Consider the following 25,728-nt stretch of genomic DNA (forward strand, 5'->3'; position numbering starts at 1 on the left):
CGCCTCGATGGTATACCGGAACGACCGAAGGGCCCGTCGGCGTCGCGCAGGCCGCCGCTGGGCAAAAGAAAAAGCGCCCTGTCTCCAGGGCGCTTCTCAGGGTGGCTAACCGGGCTTGAACCGGCGACCTCCTGGACCACAACCAGGCGCTCTACCGACTGAGCTATAGCCACCATGGCCGGACGCGAGCGACCGGCCGACCAGAACTATACCTGCTCCGCGGGGCTGGTCAGGACTTCGCGGTCCGTCGGGTGACCGACGTCTCCTTGATCCGCTCGGCGACGGCCCGCGCGGTCTTCGTGTCCGGGCCGGGCTGCGGCACGAGCAGGGCCTCGCGGTAGTAGCGCAGCTCGTCGATGCTCTCGAGGATGTCCGCGAGGGCCCGGTGGCCGCCCTCCTTCTTGGGGGAGGCGAAGTAGACGCGCGGGTACCAACGGCGGGCGAGCTCCTTGATCGACGACACGTCGACGATCCGGTAGTGCAGGTGCCCCACCAGCTCGGGCATGTCCCGGTCGAGGAACATCTTGTCCGTGCCCACGGAGTTGCCGGCCAGCGGGGCCTTGCCCGGGTCCGGCACCCACTCGCGGACGTAGTCGAGCACGGCCTGCTCGGCCTCGGCGAGCGTCATGCCGGCGGGCAGCTCCTCGAGGAGGCCCGACGTGGTGTGCATGTCGCGCACGAAGTCGTTCATCTGCTCGAGCGCGGCCGCGGGCGGCGCGACGACGACGTCGACCCCCTCGCCGAGCACGTTCAGCTCGGAGTCGGTGACCACGGCGGCGACCTCGACGAGCGCGTCGGCGCGCAGGTCCAGGCCGGTCATCTCGCAGTCGATCCAGACGATGCGTTCGTTCGGGTTCGCGGGGCTCACGAGGGCCAGCCTACGGTCCGCGCGCCCGTGAGCGGCCGGGGAGCACGACGAGGGCCCCGGTGCTCCGGACGGTTCGAGGGGAACGGTCCGGGCCTCGGGGCCCTCGTGGTCGCGACGTCGGCGCGCCTGCGGCGTGGCGACGGTCGCGCGTCGGGTGTCATGCGGTCAGCCAGTCGAACAGCCACCGGGTGACGCTGGTGTGCTGCTGGCGGGCGTGCGAGGTCCGCAGCTGCTTGTGCTGCTGGCGGAGTCGGAGGATGGTGCGGTGGCGCTCGGCCTCCTCGAGGCGTTCGCGCTGGATCGCCTGCACGAGAAGCAGGTTGTCCGTGGAATACATGGTGATGGTGTCCTTCGTGACGTGGGTCGTCGGTCCGGGCCAGGGACCACCCCCGCGACCGGTGTCCGACCGGCCGCGCGTCACCGCGGTGCAGGAAGAAGTCTGCCGGGAAGCCTTCGTGCAGCGCACGGCTTTTTCCCAGGTGAGCCGGGTCACGGCGTCTGCGCGGACTCGTCGGCGGGCACGGTCGCTGTCGACCGGGGCCTTATACGATGGGCCCGCGCCTCCATAGCTCAATGGATAGAGCAACGGCCTTCTAATCCGTAGGTTGCAGGTTCGAGTCCTGCTGGGGGCACCAGTCAGATCGTCAGGGGCGGTGGCCGGGACGCGTGCCGCGCGAAGGATCGCCCTGCCGTGCGGCGCGCGCGTTTGGCACGACCGGCCCCAGCGGGAAGGATGTGCCCGTGACACCTTCCCTGGAAACCCGCGCCTCGCGCCGCGCCGCGAGCAGGAAGGACGCCGGGGCCGGCGAGGAGATCGGCGTCACCGTCCACGACGTGGCCCGCGACCTGCGCCGCGACGTCGCGGCCGTCGAGCTGCCCCTGCCGATCGACGGGGCCGAGGACGCCGCGGCCTCGCGCGACCGCCTGCTGGCGCAGCTCGACGAGCACCTGCTGCCGCGGCTGAAGGAGCTGTCGTCCCCGGCCGTCGTCGTGGTGGCCGGGTCCACCGGGGCGGGCAAGTCCACCCTGTACAACTCGCTGCTCGGCGAGCCGGTCTCCGAGGCCGGGGTGCTGCGGCCCACCACCCGCGAGCCGGTGCTCGCGCACCACCCCCTCGACGCCGACGTGATGGCGACGGGCCCGGTGACGGACCTGTCCCGCGTCGTGCAGCACGAGGGCGTCCCGCGGGGCACCGCGCTCCTCGACGCCCCCGACCTGGACTCCTTCGTCCAGCAGAACCGGTCGACGGCGCAGCAGCTGCTCGAGGCCGCCGACCTGTGGCTGTTCGTCACGACCGCCGCCCGGTACGGCGACGCCCTGCCGTGGCAGGCGCTGGCCCGCGCGACCGAGCGCGGCGCGTCCGTGGCGATGGTGCTCAACCGGGTGCCGAAGGAGACGCTGACCACGGTGCGCGGCGACCTGATGCAGCGCCTGCGCGAGCACGGCATGACCGACGTGCCGCTGTTCGTGATCCCGGACGTCGGTCCGCACGAGGGCCTGCTCGACCCCGCGGTCGTGCAGCCGGTGCGGCGCTGGCTCACCATGCTCGCCGGGCCGGACCGCTCGCGGGCGGTCGTCGTGCGGACGCTCAAGGGTGCGCTGGGGGCGCTGCCCGGCTGGGTCACGTCCCTCGCGGACGCGCTGGACGCCCAGCAGGACGCCGTGCACGTCCTGCGCCGCCGCGTCACCGAGGAGATCCCCGCGGCGGAGCAGCTCGCCCGTGACGCCGTCGCCGCGGGCGTCGTGGCCGGGGCGTCGGTCGAGGCCCGGTGGCGGGAGCTCTCCGGCACGGCGGGCGTCGACCGCGTCAAGGTGCGCGGCGACCGGGCGCGCAGCACGCGCAGGGCCGGCCGCGCCCGCGAGGCCGCGCTCGACGGCCTGCGGTCCGACGTCGTCGACGCCGCCGCGCGCACCCTCGCCGCCTCCGGGGCCCGCGTGGAGGAGCGGCTGCGCGCCGTGCTCGCCGGGCCGGGAGCGCCCGCCGGTGGCGAGGCGGTGGCGCCCGACGGCGCGGCGCGCACGGCCGCCCGCGAGGCGGACGTGCCCGGCCGCGTGGCGGGGTGGTCCGAGCGCGCGGACGCCGTCGTCGCCGAGCTCGTGGGCGGCACCCAGGCGCCGCGGGTCGAGTCCGCCGTGAAGGCGTTCGGGCCGCGCGGCCTGGCGACGCTGCTCCTGGCCTCCGCCGCCGGCAGCGACGACGCCGCCCGCCTCCTGGACCGCGTCCTCGGGGACACGGCGAACGACCCGGTCACCGCCCTGCGCGAGGACCTCGGCGACCGCGCGGCCGCCGTCGTCGACGCCGAGGTGGAGGCCGTGCTGGACGACCTCGCGCCGTCCGAACCCGCCGACGACGCGGCCGCGGGGCTGCGCGTGCGACTCGCCGAGCTCAGGAGGCTGACATGACCGAGAGCCCGACCCACGACGCGACCCTGCGCGCCCGCACCGAGGACCTGGCCAAGGCGCTCGAGATCGCCGGCCCCCGTCTCGACGACACGACGTCCAAGCGCGTCACGGCCGCGGTCGAGGGCGTGCGCCAGCGCCTCGCGCTCGGCGTCGACCACACGGTGGTGGCGTTCGCCGGGGGCACGGGCTCGGGCAAGTCGAGCCTGTTCAACAAGGTGTCGCGGCTGAGCTTCGCCGACGTGGGCGTGAAGCGCCCCACGACGGCCCGCGTCACCGCGTGCTCCTGGTCCGACGACGCCGAGGCGCTGCTCGACTGGGTGGGGGTGGACCGCGAGCGGCGGATCACGCAGGGCGGCGAGCTCGACGGCGAGGACGAGGAGAAGCTGGCCGGGCTGGTGCTGCTCGACCTGCCCGACCACGACTCCGTCGAGCCGGCGCACCGCGAGGTCGTGGACCGGGTGCTGCCGTTGGTCGACCTGCTCGTCTGGGTGGTGGACCCGCAGAAGTACGCGGACGACGCCCTGCACTCCGGCTACCTGCGCGAGGCCGTGGGCTCCGAGTCCTCCATGGTCGTGCTGCTCAACCAGGTCGACACCGTGCCCGACGCGCAGCGCGAGAACCTGCTGAAGGACCTCGCGCGCCTGCTCGAGGACGACGGGCTGCGCGGCGTGTACGTGCAGGGCGTCTCGGCGCGCACGGGCGAGGGGATCGACCGCGTCCGGGTGCTCCTGGAGGAGGCGTGCGCGCGCCGGTCGGTGGCGGCCGGGCGAGCGGCGGCCGAGCTCGACGCGGCGGCCCGCCTGCTGCTGGCGCAGACGCCGGCCGAGGTGCCGTGGCAGATGGGCCCGGCCGTGGAGCGCGAGCTCGACGCGCTGGTCGCCGCGACGGGCCTGGACGCCGTCGCGACCCAGGTGGGCAACGCCGTGCGCAACGGCTACGGGCGCCCGGAGGTGCCGCCGCCGGACCGCGACGCGGTGGCGCTGTCGCGGGCCCGCTGGCTCACCCGGGCGGGCGCGTCGCTGCGCCCGGGCTGGCAGCGCTCGCTCGCGGCGTCGGTGGCGGGGGCCGACCAGCTGCGGACCTCGGTGGCGGGGGCGCTGCGGGGCGTCGCGCTCGACACCCGTGGCCCGTCGTCGGCGCGGACGCTGCGCCGCACGTCGTGGGCGCTCGGCGGGGTCGCGGTGGTGGCCGCCGTCGTGGCGGTGCTCGCGCTCACCGGCGTGCTCGACCTCGGCTCCCCCTGGGGTGGTGTGGCGCTCGGCGGCGCGGTCGTGCTGGCGGTGGCCGCCGTCGCGGTGGCGTTCGCCGCGACCGCCGCCCGGCGGACCCTGGCCCGCAAGCGGGAGCAGGCGGTCGCCTCGGCCGGCCGCGCGGCGCTCGAGCGCGTGCTCTCGGAGGGGCTCGGGGAGCCCACGCAGCGACTGTTGGTCGAGCACCGCCGGGTGCGCGAGCTGGCCCAGGCGGCGACCGAGCTCCCGACGTCGCGGCCGCTCACCGGGTCCCTGAGGCTGCCCACAGGCGGCGAGCTGGCGCCGTCGTCCACAGATGCACCCCGGAAGGGCGCCCACCGGGCCTCGCGCGACTGATCCTGGGCGCACGCCGGCGACCGTCGGCGCCGAGCCCAGGAGGAGCGCATGAACGAGGTCAGCATCACGGTCAACGGGTTCGTCGGGACCAAGCCGACGCTCCACCGGTCGCCGAACGGCGTGGAGTGGACCACGTTCCGCGTGGCGAGCACGCGCCGCGTGCGGGACGCGCAGAGCGGGGACTGGTCGGACGGCCAGACCCTGTGGTTCACCGTCAAGTCCTTCCGGACCGGCGCCCGGAACGTCGCCGAGTCGCTCGGCCAGGGCGACCCGGTGGTGGTCGCGGGCCGGCTCTCCACCGAGGAGTGGACCGACAGGGACGGCAACGAGCGCTGGCAGCTCGTCGTCGACGCGCACGCCGTCGGTCCGGACGTCACGCGCGGGCTGGCCCGGTTCACGCGCGTCGTCGACCGGACCGCGGCGGACGAGACCACGGGCCAGCCGGCCGACGCGGCCGACGCGGCCGACGCGGCGGGCCCGGTCCGGTCGGAGCACGAGGAGGATCCGGTCCCGGTCGGCGTGTGAGCGCCCCGGTCGCGTAGGCTGGTGGACCGGCCGCCATGCCGGTCCTCCAGCGTGCTCCGCTGGAGCCTCGAACCTCTCGGACCCGACCTCTCGGGTTCCCCGCGCGATCGAACGGTGGAAGCAGAGCCAGTGGCTGAGTTCATCTACTCCATGTACAAGGCGCGCAAGGCGCACGGCGACAAGGTCATCCTCGACGACGTCTCGCTGAACTTCCTGCCCGGCGCCAAGATCGGCGTCGTCGGCCCCAACGGCGCCGGGAAGTCGACGATCCTCAAGATCATGGCGGGCCTCGAGCAGCCGTCGAACGGCGAGGCGCGCCTCTCCCCGGGGTACACGGTCGGCATCCTCATGCAGGAGCCGCCCCTCAACGAGGACAAGACGGTGCTCGGCAACGTCGAGGAGGCCGTCGGCCCCCTCAAGGCGAAGATCGACCGCTTCAACGAGATCTCTGCCCTCATGGCGGAGCCGGACGCCGACTTCGACACGCTGCTCGCGGAGATGGGCACGCTGCAGGAGGACATCGACGCCGCCGACGCGTGGGACCTCGACTCCCAGCTCGAGCAGGCGATGGACGCCCTGCGCTGCCCGCCGCCGGACGCCGACGTCAAGGTGCTCTCCGGTGGCGAGCGCCGCCGCGTCGCGCTGTGCAAGCTGCTCCTGGAGAAGCCGGACCTGCTGCTGCTCGACGAGCCCACCAACCACCTCGACGCCGAGTCGGTGCTGTGGCTCGAGCAGCACCTGGCGACCTACCCGGGCGCCGTCCTCGCCGTCACGCACGACCGGTACTTCCTCGACCACGTCGCGGAGTGGATCTGCGAGGTCGACCGCGGCCGGCTCTACCCGTACGAGGGCAACTACTCCACCTACCTGGAGAAGAAGCAGGCCCGCCTCGAGGTGCAGGGCAAGAAGGACGCCAAGCTCGCCAAGCGCCTCAAGGACGAGCTCGACTGGGTGCGCTCCAACGCGAAGGGCCGCCAGACGAAGTCCAAGGCGCGCCTGGCCCGCTACGAGGAGATGGCCGCGGAGGCGGAGCGGACGCGGAAGCTCGACTTCGAGGAGATCCAGATCCCGGCGGGTCCCCGCCTGGGCAGCGTGGTCCTCGAGGCGTCGAACCTGCAGAAGGGCTTCGACGGGCGCCAGCTCATCGACGGCCTCAGCTTCACGCTGCCGCGCAACGGCATCGTCGGCGTCATCGGCCCCAACGGCGTCGGCAAGACCACGCTGTTCAAGACGATCGTGGGCCTCGAGCCGCTCGACGGCGGCGACCTCAAGGTCGGCGAGACGGTGAAGATCTCCTACGTCGACCAGTCGCGCGGCGGCATCGACCCGAAGAAGACCCTGTGGGAGGTCGTCTCCGACGGGCTCGACTTCATCAAGGTCGGCAACGTCGAGATCCCGTCCCGCGCCTACGTGGCGTCGTTCGGCTTCAAGGGCCCGGACCAGCAGAAGCCCGCGGGCGTGCTGTCCGGCGGTGAGCGCAACCGCCTCAACCTCGCCCTGACCCTCAAGCAGGGCGGCAACCTGCTGCTGCTCGACGAGCCGACGAACGACCTGGACGTCGAGACCCTCGGCTCCCTGGAGAACGCGCTGCTCGAGTTCCCCGGCTGCGCCGTCGTGGTCTCCCACGACCGGTGGTTCCTCGACCGGGTCGCGACCCACATCCTCGCGTACGAGGGCACGGAGGAGGACCCGGCGAACTGGTACTGGTTCGAGGGCAACTTCGCCTCGTACGAGGAGAACAAGGTCGAGCGCCTGGGCGCCGACGCCGCGCGCCCGCACCGCGTGACGTACCGCAAGCTCACGCGCGACTGACCGCGCCCCTGGACGCCCCCGGCACCCGTGCGGTGCCGGGGGCGTCCTGCGTCGGTCTACAAATGCCTGGGGCGAACGGACTGTCGACGGGGGATACTCCAGCGATGACCGCCACCCCGACCCGCACCCGCCCGACCTGGACCGATCTGCCGGCGCGCGTGCGAGCCGCGGTCGAGGGCCGGCTGGGTGCCTCGGTGACGGGGTGGACCAGCCACGACGGCGGCTACTCCCAGGGGCTGGCGTCCACGCTCCGCACCGCGGGCGGGCCGGTGTTCGTCAAGGCGGTGAGCGCCGAGCACCCGTTCACGGTCGGCATGTACCGGGAGGAGGCGCGCCGCGCCGCGCTGCTGCCCGACGGCGTGCCCACGCCCCGGTTCCTGTGGGCGGTGGACGCCGCGGGCGACACCGACGACGACGCCTGGGTGGCGCTCGCGTTCGAGACGCTGCCGTCGCGGACCCCGCGCATGCCGTGGGTCGCGGAGGACCTGCGCGCCGTCCTCGACCTCGCCGCCGGCGTGGCCGAGCACGACGTGGCCCCGGGACTGCTCCCGGACTACGAGACGGAGCTGCCGACGGGCCGGACGGAACGGCTCGCGGCCGAGCGCCCCCACGGGCTCGCGTCCTACGACCCGTGGCTCACGACGCACCTGGACCGGCTCGCGACGATCGAGCAGGACGCACCCGCCGCGGTGACGGGCGACGTGCTGGTGCACGGCGACCTGCGCGGCGACAACGCGCTGCTCGTCGACGCGCTCGAGAGCGCGGGGGGCACCCGCGCGCTGGCCGTGGACTGGCCGAACGCCGCCCGTGGCGCGGCGTTCTGCGACCTCGTGGGCATGCTGCCCGCGGTCCGGCTCGAGGGCGGCCCGACGCCGGAGGAGGCGCTCGCCCTCCGCCCGCTGCCGGCGGGGACCGAGGAGGGCGCGGTCACGGCCTACCTCGTCGCGCTCATGGGCTACTTCGTGCACTCGTCGCTGCAGCCGCCGCCCCCGGGCATCCCGCACGTGCGCGCGTTCCAGCGTGCGCAGGGCCAGGTGTGCGTCGCCTGGCTGCGCCGCCGGCTGGGCGACTGATCGCCGCACCCTCCGCGAGATCCGGTGGGTCCGTGCCCGGGGAGGACGCATCGTCACAGGTCAACCCTGCGCGGATCGCTGCGGGTGGGCACACTGGGCACATGACCGACCCGGACCCGACGCCCGACCCTGCACCGCGGGAGGGGGCGACCGCCCGGGAGCTCGTGGACGCGCTGGAGGTGCTGCGCGCGCGCCTGGGTGCCCTGCGCCTGCCGCTGGAGACGCCCGGGGTCGCGGCGGCGCGCACGGACCTGCACCAGGCGGTCGACCAGCTCGACGACTACCTGCTGCCGCGGCTGCGCGCGGAGCGGGCGCCGCTGCTGGTGGTCGTCGGCGGGTCCACCGGTGCGGGGAAGTCGACGCTGGTCAACTCCCTGCTGGGCGAGCCGGTCTCGGCGCCCGGCGTCCTCCGGCCGACCACCCGCGCCCCCGTGCTGGTGCACCACCCCCTCGACGCGCGGTGGTTCACCACCGACCGGGTGCTGCCGGGCCTGGCCCGCGTGACCTCCTCGGGCGCCGGGCCGCGCGGCGAGGCCGCCCCCGCGGAGGGCGGCGACCGGTCGGCGGAAGGCGCGGCCGCGCTGCGCCTGGTCGCGAGCGACGCGCTGCCCCAGGGCCTGGCGCTGCTGGACGCGCCGGACATCGACTCCGTGGAGGTCGCCAACCGCGAGCTGTCCGCGCAGCTGCTGGGTGCGGCCGACCTCTGGCTCTTCGTCACGACGGCCGCCCGCTACGCCGACGCCGTGCCGTGGGACCTGCTGGGGCAGGCCGCCCGCCGTCGCGCGCAGGTCGCGATCGTGCTCGACCGGGTGGACCCGGGGGCGGAGGTCGTGGCCGACGACCTGCGCCGCATGGTCGCCGAGCACGGGCTCGAGGGCGCGCGCGTCTTCGTCCTCGGCGAGGCGGCGGAGCAGGGGCCGGACGCCCTCGTCGACGGCCTGCTGCCGGAGGCGGCGGTCGCGGAGGTCGCGACCTGGCTCTCCGGGCTGGGCGGCGACCCCGAGGCGCGGGCCCGCGTCATCGCGGCCACCCGGGACGGCGTCGTGGACGACCTGGTGCGCCGCGCCGTCGCGCTCGCCGAGACGGCCGACGGGCAGGAGGTGGCCGACGCGCGCCTGCGGGACGCCGCGCGCCGCTACCACGCGGAGGCGCTGGCGCAGGTGGAGGCGGCGACGTCGGACGGCGCGCTGCTGCGCGGCGAGGTCCTGGCCCGCTGGCAGGACTTCGTCGGCACGGGGGAGTTCTTCCGCGCGGTCGAGGCGGGGGTCGGGCGGGCGCGCGACGCGCTGGTGCGGTTCTTCCGCGGGCGGCCGAAGGAGGGCCCGCAGGTGGAGCAGGCCATCGCGACCGGCCTGGAGTCGGTGATCCTCGACGCCGCGGAGCAGGCCGCCGAGCGCACCTACACGGCCTGGCGAGGTGACGCCGCGGGATCGGCGCTCCTGGACGGCCTCGACCTGGCGCGGGTGCCGGCGGCGCTGCGCACCGAGGTCGCCGTGCAGATCCGGGGCTGGCAGGAGGACGTGCTGGAGCTGGTGCGGGAGCAGGGGGAGTCACGGCGCGGCACGGCCCGCGCGGTGTCGTTCGGCGTCAACGCGCTCGGCGTCAGCCTCATGGTGATCGTCTTCGCGTCCACCGCGGGGCTCACCGGCGCCGAGATCGGCATCGCGGGCGGTACCGCCGTCGTGGCGCAGAAGCTGCTCGAGGCCGTGTTCGGCGACGAGGCGGTGCGGCGCCTCGCCGCGCAGGCGAAGGAGCGCCTGCAGGCCCGCGTCGAGGCGGTGCTGCGCGGGCAGGCGGCGCGCTACACGGCGCAGCTCGACGCGCTCGGCACGCAGGAGACGGGCGCGGCCGGGGTGCGCGACGCCGCCCACCGGGTGGCCGCCACCGCGCGCACCGAGCGCGCGGCCCGCACCGTCCCGGACGAGGGGGCGACACGCCCGTGGAGCGGGGGGCTGCTGCGCGGGGCCGGGACGCTGCGCCCGCCCGAGGCGCCCGACCGGGCCGCGGAGGCCGACGACGCCGGCGAGGCGCTTGGCGACGACTCCGGGCGCCGCGGGGGCTGGTGGTCGCGCTGGCGCGCCCGCGACCGGCGCGAGGAGGGGGACGCGTGAGCCGGATCGACCTGGCGGACCGTACCGCCGCCCTCGAGACGGCCGTGGCGGCCGCGAGCGGCCGCCTGGACCGCGCGCTGCTCGACGACGCGCGCGCCGTCGTCACGCGCGCCCGCGAACGGGGCGGCCTGTCCGCGGAGCACACGGTCGTCGCGCTCGCGGGCGCCACCGGCTCCGGCAAGTCCAGCGTGCTCAACGCGGTCGCCGGCGAGGAGATCGCGACCGTCGGCGTGCGGCGCCCCACGACCTCCCACCCGGTGGCTGCCGTGTGGGGCGACGGTGCCGGTCCGCTGCTGGACTGGCTCGAGGTGCGGCGGCGGCAGGAGATGGCGCTCCCCGAGGACGACGACGACGACGGCCCGGCGCGGCCGCCGCGCCGGGGGATCGCCCGGCTGCGCGGGCGGCGGGTGCCCGCCGGGATCTCGACGGGCCTCGTGCTGCTGGACCTGCCGGACCACGACTCGGTGGTCGTGGAGCACCGTGTGCGCGCGGAGCGGCTGGTGGAGCGGGCGGACCTGCTGGTGTGGGTCGTGGACCCGCAGAAGTACGCCGACGCCGCGCTGCACGAGGGCTACCTGCGGCCGCTGGCGGGCCGGTCGGAGGTGGTGGTGGTCGTGCTCAACCAGACCGACCGGCTGTCCGCCGCGGAGACCGACGCCATGCTCGCCGACCTGCGTCGCCTGGTCGCCGCGGACGGCCTCGACGGCGCCCGCGTGCTGGCGGTGTCCGCGGCCACGGGGCAGGGGATGGACCAGCTCAAGGGGCTGCTCGCCGAGGCCGCGGCGCGCCGGGAGGCCGCGACCGCGCGGCTCGCCGCGGACGCCCGGGCGGCGGCCCGGGCCATCGCCGACGCGTGCGGCACCGGGCCGGCGCCCCGCGCCGGCGAGCGGGCGGCGGGCACGCTCGTCGACGCGCTCGAGGCCGCCGCGGGCGTGCCCACGGTGGCGGACGCCGTGGCAGCGGCGCACCGGCGCGACGCCCACCTCGTCACGGGGTGGCCCGTGACCCGGTGGGTGTCCCGCCTGAGGCGCGACCCGCTGCGTCGCCTCGGCCTCCGCCGCGGGGGAGAGGGCGGTGCGCGCGAGGCCGGCGGCCCCGGGCGGGGAGCACCCGAGCGGCCGGACCTGGTGCGCAGCTCGCTGCCCACGGCCCGGCCCGCGGTGCGCGCCGCCGCCGCGTCGGCGGTCCGGCGCTACGTCGACGAGGTGACGGACGGGGCCCCGGACGCCTGGGTGCTCGTCGCGCGGGCGCGGGCGCAGGACGGGATCGACCGGCTGCCGGGCGACCTGGACCAGGCGGTGGTCGGGACGCAGCTGGAGGCCGCGCGCCGGCCGCGCTGGTGGGCCGTCGCGGGCTTCGTCCAGTGGCTGCTGCTCGCGGCCGCCGTCGCGGGCCTCCTGTGGCTCGCCGCGGCCGCGGCGATCGAGTACTTCCGCCTGCCGCCGCTGATCCTGCCCGTCCTCACCGTGGACCTCACGGGTTCCGGGGGCGGGGTGCTGGAGGTCCCCTGGCCCACGCTCCTCGCGATCGGTGGGCTCCTGCTGGGCCTGCTGCTCGCCCTGGTCGCGCGGGGGGTCGGGGCGGCGGGGGCTCGGCGCCGGGCCACCCGGGTGCGGCGCCGGCTGCGTGAGTCGGTGACGGGTGTCGCGGACCGCCTGGTGCGGGTGCCGGTGGGCGACGAGCTCGGCGCCCTCGCCCGCTGCCGTGCCGCCGCGGCGATCGCCGCGGGCTGACGACCGCGCCGATTCCTGGACGGGCCCGCTGTCGTGCGACGATGCGAGCCATGACCCGTCTGCACGTTCCCGTCCCGCTGCGCTGGTCCGACCTCGACGCGTACCAGCACGTCAACAACGTCGCGATGTTCGGCCTCCTGGAGGACGCCCGCATCACCGCGTTCTGGCGCCACGCGGACGCCGCGGACGGCGAGGAGTGGCCCACCGCCATCCTGGACACCGGCCCGCACGCGACGTCGCACACCTTCGTCGCCGGACAGCAGATCGAGTACCTGCGGCCGCTGGGCTTCACTCGTACCCCGGTGCGCGTGGAGATGTGGATCGGCGCCATCGGCGGGGCCAGCCTGGAGGTCTGCTACGAGGTGCACGACGGCGCGCCCGGCGGCTTCCCGCGCACGGCCCCGGCGTCCGGCGCAGCCCCGTACGTCAAGGCCGTCACGACGATCGTCGTCGTGGACGCGGCCAGCGGGAAGCCCCGCCGCGTGACCGAGGACGAGCGCGCCGCGTGGGAGCCGTTCCTCGAGGCGCCCGTGGCGTTCCGCCGACGCGGCTGACCCGCGTCGGCCAGGTCAGCCCAGCAGGTCCAGGACGGCGCTCTCGGCGCTCGCACGCGTCCGGGTCGGGCCGATCGTCTCGCCGTGCTCCCACAGGTCGAACAGGCGCGGGTCGATGTACGACGAGCGGGCGACCGCGGGCGTGTTGCCGAGCTCGTCGGCCACGTCGCCGACGATCCCGCGGATCACGCGTGCCCGGCCGCGTCCGGACGGGGGCGGCGCGCCGACCTCGGCCAGCGCCCGCGCGGTGAGCACGGTGGCGTGCCAGGTGCGGAAGTCCTTCGGCGTCGCGTCCGCGCCGAGGCGCTCCTTGACGTCGGCCTGCACGTCCGCGCTGGAGACGTCGTGCCAGCTGCCGGTGTCGTCCCGCCAGGCGAGCAGGTCGACGCCGCCGCGGCGCCGCTTGAGCGTCGTGACGAGGCGGGCCACCGTCGGGTCCTCCACGAGGGCGTCGCGCAGCTGCCCCGACTTGGCGGGGTAGCGGAAGTGCACGGTGCCGTCGCGCCGCACGGTGGCGTGCTCCTTGCGGATCGTCGCGAGGCCGTAGCTCCCGTGCCGAGCGGCGTAGACCTCGCCGCCCGCGCGGAAGTACGCGTCGTCGAGCAGCCGGAACGCGAGCGCGAGCACCGTCCGGCGGCCGAGGCCGGGCCGGGAGAGGTCACGGGTCACCCGGCCCCGGGCGGCCGGCAGCCGGCGCCCGACGTCGAGCACGTGGTCGTGCTTGCGCCGGGACCGCCGCTCCTGCCACTCCTCGTGGTACAGGTACTGCCCGCGTCCGGCGTCGTCCCGGCCGAACGCCTGCAGGTGGCCGTCGGGGTGGCGGCAGATCCACACGTCGGTCCAGGCCGGCGGGATCGCCAGGCGCGTGCAGCGCGCCACCTCGGCCGCGTCGTCGAGGGGCGCTCCCGCGACGTCGAGGAACACCCAGCCGTCACCCCTCGCGCGGCGCGAGTAGCCGGGCGAGGACGCGGACACACGGCGCAGTCGCACGCGCACAGTGTGCGGCGCGGCCGTGGTCCCCGCACCGCCGCCGTGGCGGCCGCGATCAGGCCGCGATCAGGAGGGCAGCCGGATCATGCCCTCCTGCGCGATGCTCGCCACGAGCCGCCCTTCGCGGTCGTAGACGCGCGCCAGGCCGAGGCCGCGCCCGCCCTGGGCGCCGGGGGACTCCTGCACGTACAGCAGCCAGTCGTCGGCGCGCGCGTCGCGGTGGAACCACATCGCGTGGTCGAGGCTCGCCATCGGCACGGTGCCGCCCACGTCGGTCCACGACTTCCCGGCCTGGCGCAGCACGGGTTCCAGCATCACCTGGTCGCAGGCGAACGCGAGGAGCGCGCGGTGCAGCAGCCGGTCGTCGGAGGCGATCGCGTGCCGGGCGCGGACCCACACCTGCTGGGTGGGCTTGGGGTCCGGGTCGGGGCCGAGGTACAGCGAGCCGCCCACGTGCCGCAGGTCGAACGCCGACTCGTGGGACCAGAACTTCGCGGCAGGGTGGTCGATGCCGTCGAGCATCTCGATCGCGGACGGGACGTCCTCGGGCGGCGGCACGTCGCCCGGCGCGGGCTCCGAGGCCTCGTAGCCCGGCTGGTCCACCTGGAACGACACCGTGAGCGACAGGATCGGCTTGTTGTGCTGGATGGCGTGCGAGCGGCGCGCGCTGAACGACCGCCCGTCGCGCAGCCGCTCGACGGCGAAGTCGATCGGGGTGTCCAGCGTGCCCTCGCGCAGGAAGTACGCGTGCAGCGAGTGCGGCAGGCGGTCGTCGTCGACGGTGCGCCCGCAGGCGAGCAGCGCCTGGGCCAGCACCTGGCCGCCGTACACGCGCCGGGCGGGGCCGGGCACGCTGTCGCCGCGCCACAGGTCGTCCTCGCCGCGCGGGCCCCAGCCGTCGACCTCGCTCAGGTCGAGCGCGGACAGGAGGCGGTCCAGGGCGTCGGGGATGGCGCCGGAGGCGGTGGCGGTGGTCGTCGTCTCGCTCACGCTCGCTCCTCGTTCACTCGTCGAAGGTGTTGATCATGCTGTGGGCCGCGCGCTCCAGGTAGTCCCAGAGCTGGGACTCGTGGATCGGCGCCAGGCCGAGCGAGTCGACGGCGGTGCGCATGTGCCGCAGCCAGCGGTCGCGGGCGTCGGGGTTGACCTTGAACGGCGCGTGCCGCATGCGCAGCCGCGGGTGGCCGCGCTGCTGGCTGTAGGTCGTCGGGCCGCCCCAGTACTGCTCGAGGAACAGGGTGAGCCGCACCTTCGCGGGCCCGAGGTCCTCCTCCGGGTACATGGGACGCAGCACCTCGTCGTCGGCGACGCCCTCGTAGAACACGTCGACGAGGCGCTCGAAGGTGGTGTGCCCGCCGACGGCGTCGTAGAACGACTCCGGAGGGGCCGCGGGTGAAGTCTGGTCCGTCACCGGGCCATCCTCCCAGACGCGAGGACGCCGCTTCTCCCGTCCTGGCGCCCGGCGCGTTAGGCTGGTCACGGACCTGCAACGACGCACTCCACGGGAGGCCCCTATGACCATCGCCTCGAACAAGGCTGACGACATCCTCGCGGCGCTCGGCGGCAGCCGGAACGTCGTCGAGCTCGAGCCGTGCATCACCCGGTTGCGGGTCGAGGTGAGCGACCCGGACCTCGTGGACGAGCCGGGGCTCAAGGCGTCGGGGGCGTTCGGCGTGGTGCGCTCGGGCCGCGTGGTGCAGGTGATCGTGGGGCCGGAGGCCGACGACCTCGCGGCCCAGATGGACCCGCTGCTCGTCTCCTGACCCCACCGGGCCCGCCCGGCGACGCCGATGCGGCGCGCCGGTCAGGCGTCGCCGTCGGCGGCCTTCTCCAGCGCGGGCAGCTCCGGCTCGTCCAGCCGCGGGAGCACCCCCGCCTCGCGCAGCTGCTCCTGCGCGAGGCGGCGCAGCTCGCGCGAGACCTCCCACTGGTCTCCGGGGCGGGTCTGCGCGTGCAGCGTGAACGTCAGGGTGGCGTCGTTGACGGCGTCGACGCCGCGCACGGACGGGACCTCGAGCAGCACGGACGAGAGCACCGGGTCGGACTGCAGGGCGTCCGCGGCCCGGCCGAGCGCCGCGCGGACCAGGTCGACGTCGGAGCCGACGGGGACCCGCACCTCGGCGACGGCCCGCGACCACTGCTGCGTCATGTTCCCGGCGCGCAGGATCTCGCCGTTGCGCACGTACCAGAGGGTGCCGTCGAAGGCGCGCACCTGCGTGACGCGCAGCTGCACCTCCTCGACGGTGCCGACGGCGCCCGACCCGAGGTCGACCGTGTCGCCGACGCCGAACTGGTCCTCGACCAGCAGGAAGATGCCGGAGATGAAGTCCTTCACGAGCGCCTGGGCGCCGAAACCGATCGCGATACCGACGACCCCGGCGGACGCGATCAGGGGGGCGACGTTGACGCCCACCGACTGCAGGATCATCAGCAGCATGATCGTGCCGACCACGATGTTGGCGGACGACCGCAGCACGGAGCCGACGGTGCGGGCCCGCTGCGCCCGCCGCTGCTTGGCCAGCGGGTTGGCCATGGCCAGCGCGTCCTCCACGAAGGGGGCGCGGTTGAGGTACCGGCGCCACGCCGCCGAGGGCGAGGGGCCCTCGGTGGTCTTCGTCCCCGCCCCCGTGGCGATGCTCTCGGTGACGTGCCCGATCACACGGCGCAGCAGCGCCAGGACGATGCCGCCGATCACCAGGATGACGAGGATCTGCAGCGGCCAGCCGGTGAACCACTCCCAGAACTTGGACCCGGCGTCGGCCGCGGCCTTCGCGCCCTCGTCGAGGATGGAGGTCTCGCTGGGGTCGGGGCTCGGGCTCACCGCCGCAGGGGCAGCGGTCCGGAGGGAGAGGATCGCGGGAGTCACCCGACCACGGTAGCGAGGGCCGCCGTCGTGACGAAACGCCCGCCGGCCCCGGGCGCCGCAGCGTGGGCGGACGGCCTGGTCGCGCGGGGGATGGCAGGATCGTTCCCGTGAGCAAGGACAAGCCGACCACGGACGAGACGCCCGACGACGCGCGCGCCCAAGCGCCCGAGGCGGCGGCCGAGTCCTCGTCCGGGTCGCCGTCGTCGCCCGCCGCCACGAAGGAGCGCGAGGAGCCCGCCGCGCAGGACGCGGACAAGTCCGACGAGAAGGCCGACGAGAAGGCCGACGAGAAGGCCGACGAGAAGGCCGACGAGAAGGCCGACGAGAAGGCCGACGAGAAGGCCGACGAGAAGCCGGCCGAGGAGCCCGCGGACCCGCCGTCGGCGGAGGCGCCCGCCGCCGGAGCCGCGCGCGCGGACGAGCCGGACGACGCCCTGCGCGAGCTGGCCGCGGCGTACGGCGTGCTCACCGAGCACCACGGCTTCGGCGGGGACGTGGTCCGCGCCCCGGCGTCGACGCTGATCTCCGTCCTCGGCGCCCTGGGCGTCCCGGCGGACTCGCCGCAGCAGGTGACGCACAGCCTGCAGCGCGCGCAGGACGACGCGTGGCGCACGGTGCTCCCGCACACCGTCGTCGTGCGCCAGGGCGACGGCGCGCACGTGCCGGTGCACGTCACGGACGGCGCGGCGGTCCACGTGTGGCTCGAGGTGGACGGCGCGGAGCCGGCGGCCCGCGACCACGCGGTGCGCCCGCGCCGCGACCTGGAGCAGCTCGACGTCTTCGTCGAGCCCCGCACGGTCGACGGCCGTCGGGTGGGGCGCGCGACGTTCGCCCTGCCCGCGGACCTGCCCCTCGGCTGGCACGCCCTGTACGCGCTCGCCGAGGGCCACGAGACCCGCACCACCGTGGTCGTCACGCCCGGCCGGCTGGAGCTGCCGGCGGGCCTGGACGACGACCAGTGGTGGGGCTTCCTCGTCCAGCTGTACTCGGTGCGCTCGAGCACGTCGTGGGGCGTGGGCGACCTCGCCGACCTCGCGGACCTGGCATGGCTGACGGCGCACCGGGGCGGGGCCGACTTCGTGGGCGTGAACCCGCTGTCGGCCACCGAGCCGGTGACCCCGCTGACCCCGTCGCCGTACCTGCCGACGAGCCGCCGCTTCCTCAGCCCGCTCTACGTGCGGGTGGAGGACATCCCGGAGACGGCCTACCTGTCCGCGGCGGACCGTTCCCTCGTGGAGTGGGCCGCCGACCCGGTGCGCGACCTCGTCGCCGACCCGGGCGCGCTCGACCGCGACGCGGTGTGGGAGGCCAAGAAGGCGGCCCTCGAGGTCGTGTTCACGGCCCCGCGCCGCGCGGCCCGGCAGGCGGCGTACGAGGAGTTCGTCGCCGAGGAGGGGACGGGCCTGCGAGACTTCGCCACCTGGTGCGCCATCGTCGAGCACCTGGGCTCGCGGCCCCGGCCCGACGAGCTGGGCGACCCGGCCTCGCCGGCCGTCGCGGCGCTGCGCGAGCGGCTGTCCGAGCGGGTCGAGTTCTACGTCTGGCTCCAGTGGGTGGCCGACGAGCAGAAGCAGACCGCCCAGCGCGTGGCGCGCGAGGCCGGGATGCGGATCGGGATCATGCACGACCTCGCCGTCGGCGCGCACCCGCAGGGCGCGGACGCCTGGGCGCACCGCGACGTGCTGGCGCGCGACGTCTCCGTCGGCGCACCCCCCGACATGTACAACCAGCAGGGCCAGTCCTGGTCGCAGCCGCCGTGGAACCCGCGTGCGCTCGCGAAGGCCGGCTACGCCCCCTACCGGGACATGCTGCGCACCGTGCTGCGGCACGCGGGTGCCCTGCGGGTGGACCACGTGATCGGCCTGTTCCGCCAGTGGTGGGTGCCCGCCGGTGCCGCGCCGTCCGACGGCACCTACGTGCGCTTCGACCACGAGGCGCTGGTCGGGATCCTGTGCCTGGAGGCGCGTCGCGCGGGAGCCGTCGTCGTGGGGGAGGACCTCGGCGTCTTCGAGCCGTGGGTGCGCGACGAGCTCGCCGCGCGCGGCGTCCTGGGCACCTCGGTGCTGTGGTTCGAGAAGGAGGACGGGCGGCCGCTGGAGCCGGAGAGGTACCGGCGCGCGTCGCTCGCCACCGTCGGCACGCACGACATGCCGCCCGCGGCCGGCTACCTCGCCGGGGAGCACGTCGACCTGCGGGAGCGCCTCGGGCTCCTCGCCGACGACGCGCAGGAGCTGCGCAGCCTCGCCCGCACGGAGCGGGACTCCGTCGTGCTGGCCCTCGCCATGCGGGGCCTGGTCTCGGACCACCCGTCCGAGCGGGAGATCGTCGAGGGCCTGCACCGCTACCTGCGCCGGTCTCCGGCGGCCCTGGTGGGCGTGCAGCTCACCGACGCCGTCGGCGAGCGCCGGACGCAGAACCAGCCCGGCACCGACCAGGAGTACCCGAACTGGAAGGTGCCGCTGGCCGACGGCTCCGGCAACGTGGTGCTGGTGGACGACCTCTTCGAGAACGCGCGCCTGCGCTCCCTCGTCCAGGCGGTCCGCACCGCGCGGTAGCGCCGCCCGGACGCACGGAACCCCGCCCGGTCGTGTGACCGGGCGGGGTTCCGTCTGTCCGGGCGTCGTCAGCGGGCGTCGACGGCCTGCGCGGCGAGCGCGCGCTCGGTGCCGGCGAGCTGCTCGACCACCATGCGGCGCAGGGCGGCCGGGGCGTCCGCGTGGGCGTCCAGCCAGCCGCGGACGGCGTCGCGCAGCGCGGCCGACGCGAGCGGCGCCGGGTAGAGGCCCTCGATGAGCTCCTCCGCGATGTGGTAGCTGCGCGTGGTCCAGATCGGCAGCAGCGCGTCGACCCAGCGGGCGGCGAACGGCTCCAGCACGGCCGGGTCCGTCACGTGCACGAAGCCCGCGGCCGTGGAGCGGATGATCGCGTTCGGCACGTCCGTCTGGTCGACGATCGACGCGAACGCGGCCTCCTTGCCCTCGACCGTCGGCCGGGCGGCGCGCGCCCGGGCGGCGGCCTGGCGGCCGGTCGCGGTGTCGTCCTGCGCGAGGGCGGCGTCGATCTCCGCGTCCTCGGCCGCGCCGAGCAGCACGAGGCTCTCGAGCAGCTCCCACCGCAGGTCGGTGTCCACCTCGAGGCCGCCGAGGGCGACGGACCCGTCGAGCAGCCCGCGCAGCGGCGCCGCGTGCTCGGAGGTCGACGCCAGCGCCGCGAAGAACTTCACGAGCTGCAGCTGCAGGTCGGAGCCCGCCTCGGCGTCCTGCGCGAGCGCCCAGAGGCGGTCGCCGATGCGCGCCAGGGTCGCGGCGCGGCGCTCCGGCGCCACATAGGACCGGGCGGCCAGGCCGAGCTGGTTCATCGTGGTGCGGACCGTCGTCGACTCCGTCTCGGCGGCGATGTTGCCGAGCACCAGGTCGACGTACGACGACGCGGGCGTCTCGCCGTCGCGCACCGCGTCCCAGACCGAGCCCCAGACGAGGGAGCGGGCCAGCGGGTCGCTGATGTGCGACAGGTGCTCGACGGCCACCGCGAGGGACTCGTCGTCGAGGCGGATCTTCGCGTACGCGAGGTCGTCGTCGTTGAGGAGCACGAGCGCGGGGCGCTCGCGGCCCACGAGCCCCGGCACCTCGGTGCGCTCGCCGTCGACGTCGATGACGACCTGGTGGGTGCGCACCAGCGCGCCGTCGACCAGGTCGTAGCAGCCGATGCCGAGGCGGTGCGGGCGGATGGTCGGGTAGTCGGCGGGCGCCGACTGCAGCACGGCGAAGCCGCTGATGCGGCCCTCGGCGTCGACCTCGATCTCCGGGCGGAGCGTGTTGACGCCCGCCGTCTCCAGCCACGCCTTCGACCAGGCGGCGAGGTCGCGGCCGCTCGTGGCCTCGAGCTCGACGAGGAGGTCGCGCAGCTCGGTGTTGGACCACGCGTGCTTGCGGAAGTACGCGGAGACGCCGGAGAGGAACTCCTCGCGGCCGACCCACGCGGCGAGCTGCTTGAGGACCGACGCGCCCTTGGCGTAGGTGATGCCGTCGAAGTTGACCTGCACGTCCTCGAGGTCGCGGATCTCCGCGACGATCGGGTGGGTGGAGGGCAGCTGGTCCTGGCGGTAGGCCCAGGTCTTCTCCATGGCGGAGAACGTGGTCCAGGCGGCCTCCCACTCGGTGGCCTCGGCGGTGGCGAGCGTGGACGCGTACTCGGCGAACGACTCGTTCAGCCAGAGGTCGTTCCACCACTTCATCGTGACGAGGTCGCCGAACCACATGTGGGCCAGCTCGTGCAGGATCGTCACGACCCGGCGCTCGCGGATCGCGTCGGTGACCTGGGAGCGGAAGACGTAGGACTCGGTGAAGGTCACGCAGCCCGGGTTCTCCATCGCGCCCATGTTGTACTCGGGCACGAAGAGCTGGTCGTACTTGTCGAACGGGTACGGCACGCCGAAGGTCGACTCGTAGAACGCGAAGCCCTTGCGGGTGGTCTCCATGATGTAGTCGGCGTCGAGGTGCTCGGCCAGCGACGAGCGGCAGAACACGCCCAGCGGGATCGTGCGGCCGTCCGACGACGTGAGCTCGCCGCGCTGCACGGCGTAGGGGCCGGCGACGAGGGCCACCAGGTAGGACGAGATGCGCGGCGTCGGCTCGAACGCCCACGTCGCGGTCGGGACGTCGGCGTCCGTCGCGTGCGTGGCGTCGGCGGGCTCCGGCGTCGGCTGGTTCGACACGACCTCCCAGGCGGCGGGGGCGGTGACGGTGACCTGGAACGGCGCCTTGAGGTCGGGCTGCTCGAAGGTGGCGAAGACGCGGCGGGCGTCCGGCACCTCGAACTGGGTGTACAGGTAGACCTCGCCGTCGACCGGGTCGACGAAGCGGTGCAGGCCCTCGCCCGTGTTCGTGTAGGCGCAGTCGGCGACGACGCGCAGCTCGTTCTGCGCGGCGAGGTCGGCGAGCGCGATGCGCGAGTCGGCGAACACCTCGGCCGGGTCCAGCGCGCGGCCGTTGAGCACGACCTCGCGCACGGTCGGCGCGACCAGGTCGACGAAGGTGCTCGCGCCGGGGGTGGCGGAGAACCGGATGACGGTGGTGGACGCGAACGTGGTCGGGCCGGTGGTGAGGTCGAGGTCGATGGCGTACGACTCGACGTCGGTGACGACGTCGGCGCGCTCGATCGCCTCGGCGCGGGTCAGGTTCTCTCCGGGCACGGGTTCTCCCTCGTTTCAAGGTGGTGCAGCGCGTGATGGGCGCGCAGGCTCGCGCACGATGATGCCACCTCGAACCAGGGCCGACGCACGGAATTGCCCCGTTCCTGCGGGGACGGGTTCGACCGTCGAGACCGGATCGTGACATCCTGCCCGGTGCGTCGTCGCGGCGAGGGTGCCCAGCACCGCCCGACGGCGCCCGAGGAGTGACTGGAGGGAGTCCAGATGTCCGGCACCGTTCCGCCGCCCCCGCCGGGGCACGACGGCAGGCCGCCGACCGTGCCGCCGGCCGCCGGCGTGCGTCGCGTGGCGTCCGCGTACCAGAGCCCGTCCGCCGTCGACCCGATGGCGGAGGTGCCGCTGCAGCAGGTCACCGCGCCGGCCGCCATGGCCGCGCCCGCCGCGCCGACCGCGCACGCCCCCGTCCCGCCGCCGCCGGACGCCGCCCCGAGCACGACGCCGGCCCCGCCGGTGTACCAGCCCACCCAGCAGATCCCGCCCGCGTCGTACGGCCAGCAGCCCTCCTACGCGCCGGCGCCGCCGAGCGTGCCCGCGGGCCAGCCCGGCTACCCGGCCCAGCCCGGCTACGCCGCCCCGACCGGCTACCAGTCCGGCTACGAGCCCGCGTACCAGGGCGGCTACCAGGCCGCGCAGGCCCAGCCGGTGGCGGCCACCCAGGTGCAGCAGCCGGTGTACACGCAGCCCGCACCGGCGGCGCAGCCGCCGGGCGGTGCCTACCCGGGAGCCGGCGCCGCCGTGCCCCCGCCGCCGGAGCCGCCGCGCCGCCGCAGGCTCTCTGCGGGCTGGATAGCGTTCATCGCGATCGACGTCGTCCTCATCGCCCTGGCGGCGGTGTTCGCCGTCCAGATCCTCACGTCGTCGTCCCCGAACCCGCCCGATGCGGGGGCCGACGCGGTCACGACGCCGGCCCCGTCGGTCTCCGCGTCCGAGGACGCGCCGATGCAGGGCGCGGCGCTGGCGAAGTTCGCGGCGCCGTCGAAGAACATCACGTGCACGATCTACGCGGACGGCGTGTCCTGCGGCATCGCGCAGCTCAACCAGCAGCCTGCTCCGGTCGACGGCTGCGACGGCACCACGGGGTACGTGGCGACGGTCGACTCGGACGGCAACGTCAAGCTGCCGTGCGTCCCCACGGACCAGCAGCCGAAGAAGGCCGGCGGGAAGGTCGACACCCTCGACTACGGCAAGTCGCTCACCGAGGGCGACTTCACGTGCACGAGCGAGCAGACGGGCATGTCCTGCACCCACGACCCGACGGGCAAGGGCTTCAGCCTCGCCCGCGCGGGCATCGGCCAGAGCTGACACCTCGGACGGACCGACACCCCTCCACCGCCGGAGCGCGGGCGCACGACGCCGGGCACGAGGGCGGGGGAGGGGTGTCGACGTCGTGAGGGGGCCGGGTCCGGTCGGACGGCGCGCCTCGCGAGAGGCGCACCCCGGCCGCCCGGCCCCCGCCGATCACCAGATGCGGACGCGCTCCTCGGGAGCGAGCCAGAGCGCGTCGTCGGGGCCCACGCCGTAGGTGGCGTGGAACTCGTCGACGTTGCGCACCACGCCGTTGCAGCGGAACTCGTTGGGCGAGTGCGGGTCGGTGGCGATCCGGCGCACCATCTCCTCGTCGCGGCCCTTGGACTGCCACACCTGGGCCCAGCCGAGGAAGATCCGCTCGAGGCCGGTGAGGCCGTCGACGACGGGGGCGTCCTCGAGCGCGGCGCCGAGCGCGATGCGGTAGGCCTTGATCGCGATGGACAGGCCGCCGAGGTCGCCGATGTTCTCGCCGATGGTGAGCGCGCCGTTGACGTGCGGGCCGTCCTCGGGCAGCTGTGCGGGGCGGAACGCGTCGTACTGGGCGATGAGTGCGGAGGTCCGCTTCTCGAACTCGGTGCGGTCGGTCTCGGTCCACCAGTCCTCGAGGCGGCCGTCGCCGTCGTACTTGGAGCCCTGGTCGTCGAAGCCGTGGCCGATCTCGTGCCCGATGACGCCGCCGATGCCGCCGTAGTTCACGGCGTCGTCGGCGTCCGGGTCGAAGAACGGGGGCTGCAGGATCGCGGCCGGGAAGACGATCTCGTTCATGCCCGGGTTGTAGTACGCGTTGACGGTCTGCGGCGTCATGAACCACTCGTCGCGGTCGATCGGGCGGCCGATCTTGCCGAGCTCGTGGTCCTGCTCGAAGGCGTGGGCGCGGCGGACGTTGCCGACGAGGTCGGCGGCGTCCACCTCGAGCGCGGCGTAGTCGCGCCACTTCACGGGGTAGCCGACCTTGGGCGTGAAGCGCTCGAGCTTCGCGAGGGCCTTGACCTTGGTCTCGGGCGTCATCCAGTCGAGCTGGTCGATGGACTCGCGGTAGGCGGCCACGAGGTTCTCGACGAGCGTGTCCATCCGCTCCTTGTGCTCCGGCGGGAAGTGCCGCTCGACGTACTGCTCGCCGACGGCCTCGCCGAGCGCGCGCTCGACGAGCGCGACGCCGCGCTTCCAGCGGTCGCGCACCTCCTGGGCGCCCGACAGGGTGCGGCCGTAGAAGTCGAAGTTGGCCTCGACGGTGGCGTCGTCGAGGTAGGCGGCGCGGGCCGTGAGCAGGTGGTACGCGGCCCACAGCTTCCAGTCGGCGAGCGGCTCCGACCGCCACAGCTCCGCGAACCCGGTGGCGAAGGACGGCTCGCGCACGACGAGCGAGTCCAGCGACCCGGCGGGGGCACCGAGCGCGGCGGCCCAGGCGCGCCAGTCGAAGCCCGGCGCCTGCTCGACGAGGTCGGCGAGCGTCATCGGGTTGTACGTGAGGTCGGCGTCGCGGTCGCGCACGACGTCCCAGTGGTGCCCGGCGAGCTTCGTCTCCAGCGCGAGGACGCGCACGGCGGCGTCCTCCGGGTCGGCGCCCCACGCGGAGCCGGCGGTGACGCCGGCGAGGCGCAGGATGCGCGCCAGGTGCGGGGCGTACTTCTCGCGCACGGGCGCGTACTGGTCCTCGCGGTAGTACGCCTCGTCGGGCAGGCCGAGGCCGCCCTGCACGAGGTACGTCACGTAGGTCTCGGGGTCCTTGGCGTCGTTGTCGACGTAGAACGCGACGGCGCCGCCGCCGCCGGTGCGCTGCAGGGCGCCGAGCACGTCGACGAGCTCCGCGGGCGAGGTCGCCGCGGCGATCCGGGCGAGCTCCGCGGCCACCGGCTCGGTGCCGAGCTGCTGCACCTTCTCGGTGTCGAGGAAGCTGGCGTACAGCGCGCCGATCTTGGCGGGCGTGGACGCGGGGTCGAGGTCCTCGGTGGCGGCGAGGTCGGTGATGATGGCGCGGACCCGCTCCTCGGAGAGGTCGTGCAGGGCACGGAACGCGCCGTCCATGGCGCGGTCGGCGGGGATCTCGTGCTGGGCGAGCCAACGCCCGTTGACGTGGCGGTAGAGGTCGTCCTGCGGGCGGACGCCCTGGTCGAGGGCGGAGAGGTCGATACCGGACCGCAGCCCGGTGGCGTCGGCAGTCATGGCGTCACCCTACGGCGCCCCACCCCCACGGCGTGGGGGAGAATGGGCGCCATGCGTCTGCACATCGCCGCCGATCACGCCGGATACGAGCTCAAGGCCCATCTCGTCGACCACCTGCGTGCCGCCGGGCACGACGTCGTCGACCACGGGGCGCACGAGTACGACCCGCAGGACGACTACCCCGCGTTCTGCATCGCAGCGGGCGAAGCGGTCGTGGCGGAGCCGGGCTCGCTCGGCGTCGTCATCGGCGGGTCGGGCAACGGCGAGCAGATCGCCGCGAACAAGGTCGTGGGCGTCCGCGCGGTGCTCGCGTGGTCGCTGGAGACGGCGCGCCTGGGCCGCCAGCACAACGACGCCAACGTCATCGCCGTCGGGGGCCGCATGCACCCCGTCGACGAGGCGACCGCGTTCGTCGAGGCGTTCGTCGCGGAGCCGTTCAGCGGCGACGCCCGCCACCAGCGCCGCATCGACAAGCTGGCCGCGTACGAGGCGTCGCACGACGTCTCCGCCATCTCCTGACCCGCCCG

At 75.0% G+C, this 25,728-nt stretch carries 20 protein-coding genes, 2 tRNA genes and 1 pseudogene; 14 read left to right on the forward strand and 9 right to left on the reverse strand.

Annotation, left to right across the window (positions count from 1 at the left end; all coding sequences use genetic code 11):
• Nucleotides 1–100 precede the first annotated feature (100 nt).
• The 3 genes from ACFU9A_RS09730 to ACFU9A_RS09740 all read right to left on the reverse strand — a co-directional run bounded on the left by ACFU9A_RS09730 (nucleotide 101) and on the right by ACFU9A_RS09740 (nucleotide 1,361).
• Nucleotides 101–173 (reverse strand) — tRNA-His (locus ACFU9A_RS09730).
• Nucleotides 174–229: 56 nt separating this feature from the next.
• Nucleotides 230–868, reverse strand: coding sequence for an oligoribonuclease (orn, locus tag ACFU9A_RS09735; protein ID WP_430575019.1), 639 nt, complete (start codon nucleotides 866–868; stop codon nucleotides 230–232).
• A gap of 157 nt (nucleotides 869–1,025) precedes the next feature.
• The gene (locus ACFU9A_RS09740; RefSeq protein WP_430575020.1) at nucleotides 1,026–1,361 is read right to left on the reverse strand and encodes a hypothetical protein; all 336 of its coding nucleotides are present in this window, start codon (nucleotides 1,359–1,361) and stop codon (nucleotides 1,026–1,028) included.
• A 66-nt stretch (nucleotides 1,362–1,427) separates the two neighbouring features.
• Between ACFU9A_RS09740 and ACFU9A_RS09745 the strand changes: the two genes are divergently transcribed.
• The 9 genes from ACFU9A_RS09745 to ACFU9A_RS09785 all read left to right on the forward strand — a co-directional run bounded on the left by ACFU9A_RS09745 (nucleotide 1,428) and on the right by ACFU9A_RS09785 (nucleotide 12,665).
• A tRNA-Arg gene (locus ACFU9A_RS09745) sits at nucleotides 1,428–1,503 on the forward strand.
• A 106-nt stretch (nucleotides 1,504–1,609) separates the two neighbouring features.
• Nucleotides 1,610–3,271, forward strand: coding sequence for a GTPase (locus ACFU9A_RS09750; RefSeq protein ID WP_430575021.1), 1,662 nt, complete (start codon nucleotides 1,610–1,612; stop codon nucleotides 3,269–3,271).
• Nucleotides 3,268–4,857 (forward strand): GTPase, encoded by a 1,590-nt coding sequence (locus ACFU9A_RS09755; protein ID WP_430575022.1) that lies wholly within the window; start codon nucleotides 3,268–3,270, stop codon nucleotides 4,855–4,857. Before ACFU9A_RS09750 ends, ACFU9A_RS09755 begins: the two co-directional genes overlap by 4 nt.
• Nucleotides 4,858–4,905: 48 nt before the next feature.
• On the forward strand, nucleotides 4,906–5,382 hold the full coding sequence (locus ACFU9A_RS09760) for a single-stranded DNA-binding protein (protein ID WP_430575023.1): 477 nt from the start codon (nucleotides 4,906–4,908) through the stop codon (nucleotides 5,380–5,382).
• A gap of 129 nt (nucleotides 5,383–5,511) precedes the next feature.
• On the forward strand, nucleotides 5,512–7,194 hold the full coding sequence (ettA, locus tag ACFU9A_RS09765; protein WP_430575024.1) for an energy-dependent translational throttle protein EttA: 1,683 nt from the start codon (nucleotides 5,512–5,514) through the stop codon (nucleotides 7,192–7,194).
• Between the two features lie 104 nt (nucleotides 7,195–7,298).
• The gene (locus ACFU9A_RS09770; RefSeq protein WP_430575025.1) at nucleotides 7,299–8,267 is read left to right on the forward strand and encodes a phosphotransferase; all 969 of its coding nucleotides are present in this window, start codon (nucleotides 7,299–7,301) and stop codon (nucleotides 8,265–8,267) included.
• Nucleotides 8,268–8,368: 101 nt separating this feature from the next.
• A complete protein-coding gene (locus ACFU9A_RS09775; RefSeq protein WP_430575026.1) occupies nucleotides 8,369–10,378 on the forward strand; it encodes a dynamin family protein in 2,010 nt (669 codons plus the stop codon).
• Entirely contained in the window at nucleotides 10,375–12,111 is a 1,737-nt protein-coding gene (locus ACFU9A_RS09780) for a GTPase (RefSeq protein ID WP_430575027.1), read from the forward strand. Before ACFU9A_RS09775 ends, ACFU9A_RS09780 begins: the two co-directional genes overlap by 4 nt.
• A gap of 50 nt (nucleotides 12,112–12,161) precedes the next feature.
• The gene (locus ACFU9A_RS09785) at nucleotides 12,162–12,665 is read left to right on the forward strand and encodes an acyl-CoA thioesterase (RefSeq protein ID WP_430575028.1); all 504 of its coding nucleotides are present in this window, start codon (nucleotides 12,162–12,164) and stop codon (nucleotides 12,663–12,665) included.
• 15 nt (nucleotides 12,666–12,680) lie between these two features.
• On the opposite strand, the gene ACFU9A_RS09790 is transcribed toward ACFU9A_RS09785, so the two are convergent.
• The 3 genes from ACFU9A_RS09790 to ACFU9A_RS09800 all read right to left on the reverse strand — a co-directional run bounded on the left by ACFU9A_RS09790 (nucleotide 12,681) and on the right by ACFU9A_RS09800 (nucleotide 15,066).
• Entirely contained in the window at nucleotides 12,681–13,655 is a 975-nt protein-coding gene (locus ACFU9A_RS09790) for a DNA topoisomerase IB (protein WP_430575029.1), read from the reverse strand.
• A 66-nt stretch (nucleotides 13,656–13,721) separates the two neighbouring features.
• A complete protein-coding gene (locus ACFU9A_RS09795) occupies nucleotides 13,722–14,645 on the reverse strand; it encodes an acyl-CoA thioesterase (protein ID WP_430575030.1) in 924 nt (307 codons plus the stop codon).
• Between the two features lie 13 nt (nucleotides 14,646–14,658).
• On the reverse strand, nucleotides 14,659–15,066 hold the full coding sequence (locus ACFU9A_RS09800; RefSeq protein ID WP_430575031.1) for a globin: 408 nt from the start codon (nucleotides 15,064–15,066) through the stop codon (nucleotides 14,659–14,661).
• 103 nt (nucleotides 15,067–15,169) lie between these two features.
• Between ACFU9A_RS09800 and ACFU9A_RS09805 the strand changes: the two genes are divergently transcribed.
• Nucleotides 15,170–15,418, forward strand: a complete 249-nt coding sequence (locus tag ACFU9A_RS09805; RefSeq protein WP_430575032.1) for a glucose PTS transporter subunit EIIB — start codon at nucleotides 15,170–15,172, stop codon at nucleotides 15,416–15,418.
• A gap of 41 nt (nucleotides 15,419–15,459) precedes the next feature.
• Here ACFU9A_RS09805 and ACFU9A_RS09810 read toward each other — a convergent pair whose 3' ends face one another.
• Nucleotides 15,460–16,521 carry a mechanosensitive ion channel family protein gene (locus ACFU9A_RS09810; RefSeq protein ID WP_430575033.1) on the reverse strand — a complete coding sequence of 354 codons (1,062 nt, stop codon included), beginning with the start codon at nucleotides 16,519–16,521 and terminating at the stop codon, nucleotides 15,460–15,462.
• Between the two features lie 300 nt (nucleotides 16,522–16,821).
• On the opposite strand from ACFU9A_RS09810, the pseudogene ACFU9A_RS09815 reads away from it, so the two are divergent.
• Nucleotides 16,822–17,043, forward strand: a pseudogene (locus ACFU9A_RS09815) (hypothetical protein); the annotation flags it as partial.
• Nucleotides 16,956–19,076, forward strand: a complete 2,121-nt coding sequence (gene malQ, locus ACFU9A_RS09820) for a 4-alpha-glucanotransferase (protein ID WP_430575370.1) — start codon at nucleotides 16,956–16,958, stop codon at nucleotides 19,074–19,076. The pseudogene ACFU9A_RS09815 and the gene malQ, both read left to right, overlap by 88 nt.
• 68 nt (nucleotides 19,077–19,144) lie before the next feature.
• Here the strand turns inward: malQ and pepN are convergent, their stop codons facing one another.
• A complete protein-coding gene (gene pepN, locus ACFU9A_RS09825) occupies nucleotides 19,145–21,712 on the reverse strand; it encodes an aminopeptidase N (RefSeq protein WP_430575034.1) in 2,568 nt (855 codons plus the stop codon).
• Nucleotides 21,713–21,934: 222 nt separating this feature from the next.
• On the opposite strand from pepN, the gene ACFU9A_RS09830 reads away from it, so the two are divergent.
• A complete protein-coding gene (locus ACFU9A_RS09830) occupies nucleotides 21,935–23,032 on the forward strand; it encodes a hypothetical protein (RefSeq protein WP_430575035.1) in 1,098 nt (365 codons plus the stop codon).
• Between the two features lie 156 nt (nucleotides 23,033–23,188).
• Here ACFU9A_RS09830 and ACFU9A_RS09835 read toward each other — a convergent pair whose 3' ends face one another.
• Nucleotides 23,189–25,201: a M13 family metallopeptidase gene (locus tag ACFU9A_RS09835; RefSeq protein ID WP_430575036.1), complete on the reverse strand. Its 2,013-nt coding sequence runs from the start codon at nucleotides 25,199–25,201 to the stop codon at nucleotides 23,189–23,191.
• 51 nt (nucleotides 25,202–25,252) lie between these two features.
• Here ACFU9A_RS09835 and ACFU9A_RS09840 point away from each other — a divergent pair, with 51 nt between their 5' ends.
• Nucleotides 25,253–25,720, forward strand: a complete 468-nt coding sequence (locus ACFU9A_RS09840; RefSeq protein ID WP_430575037.1) for a ribose-5-phosphate isomerase — start codon at nucleotides 25,253–25,255, stop codon at nucleotides 25,718–25,720.
• The last annotated feature ends 8 nt before the right edge of the window (nucleotides 25,721–25,728 follow it).

Origin of the sequence: Isoptericola sp. NPDC057653 (assembly GCF_042799955.1) — a bacterium.
Lineage (GTDB): Bacteria > Actinomycetota > Actinomycetes > Actinomycetales > Cellulomonadaceae > Isoptericola.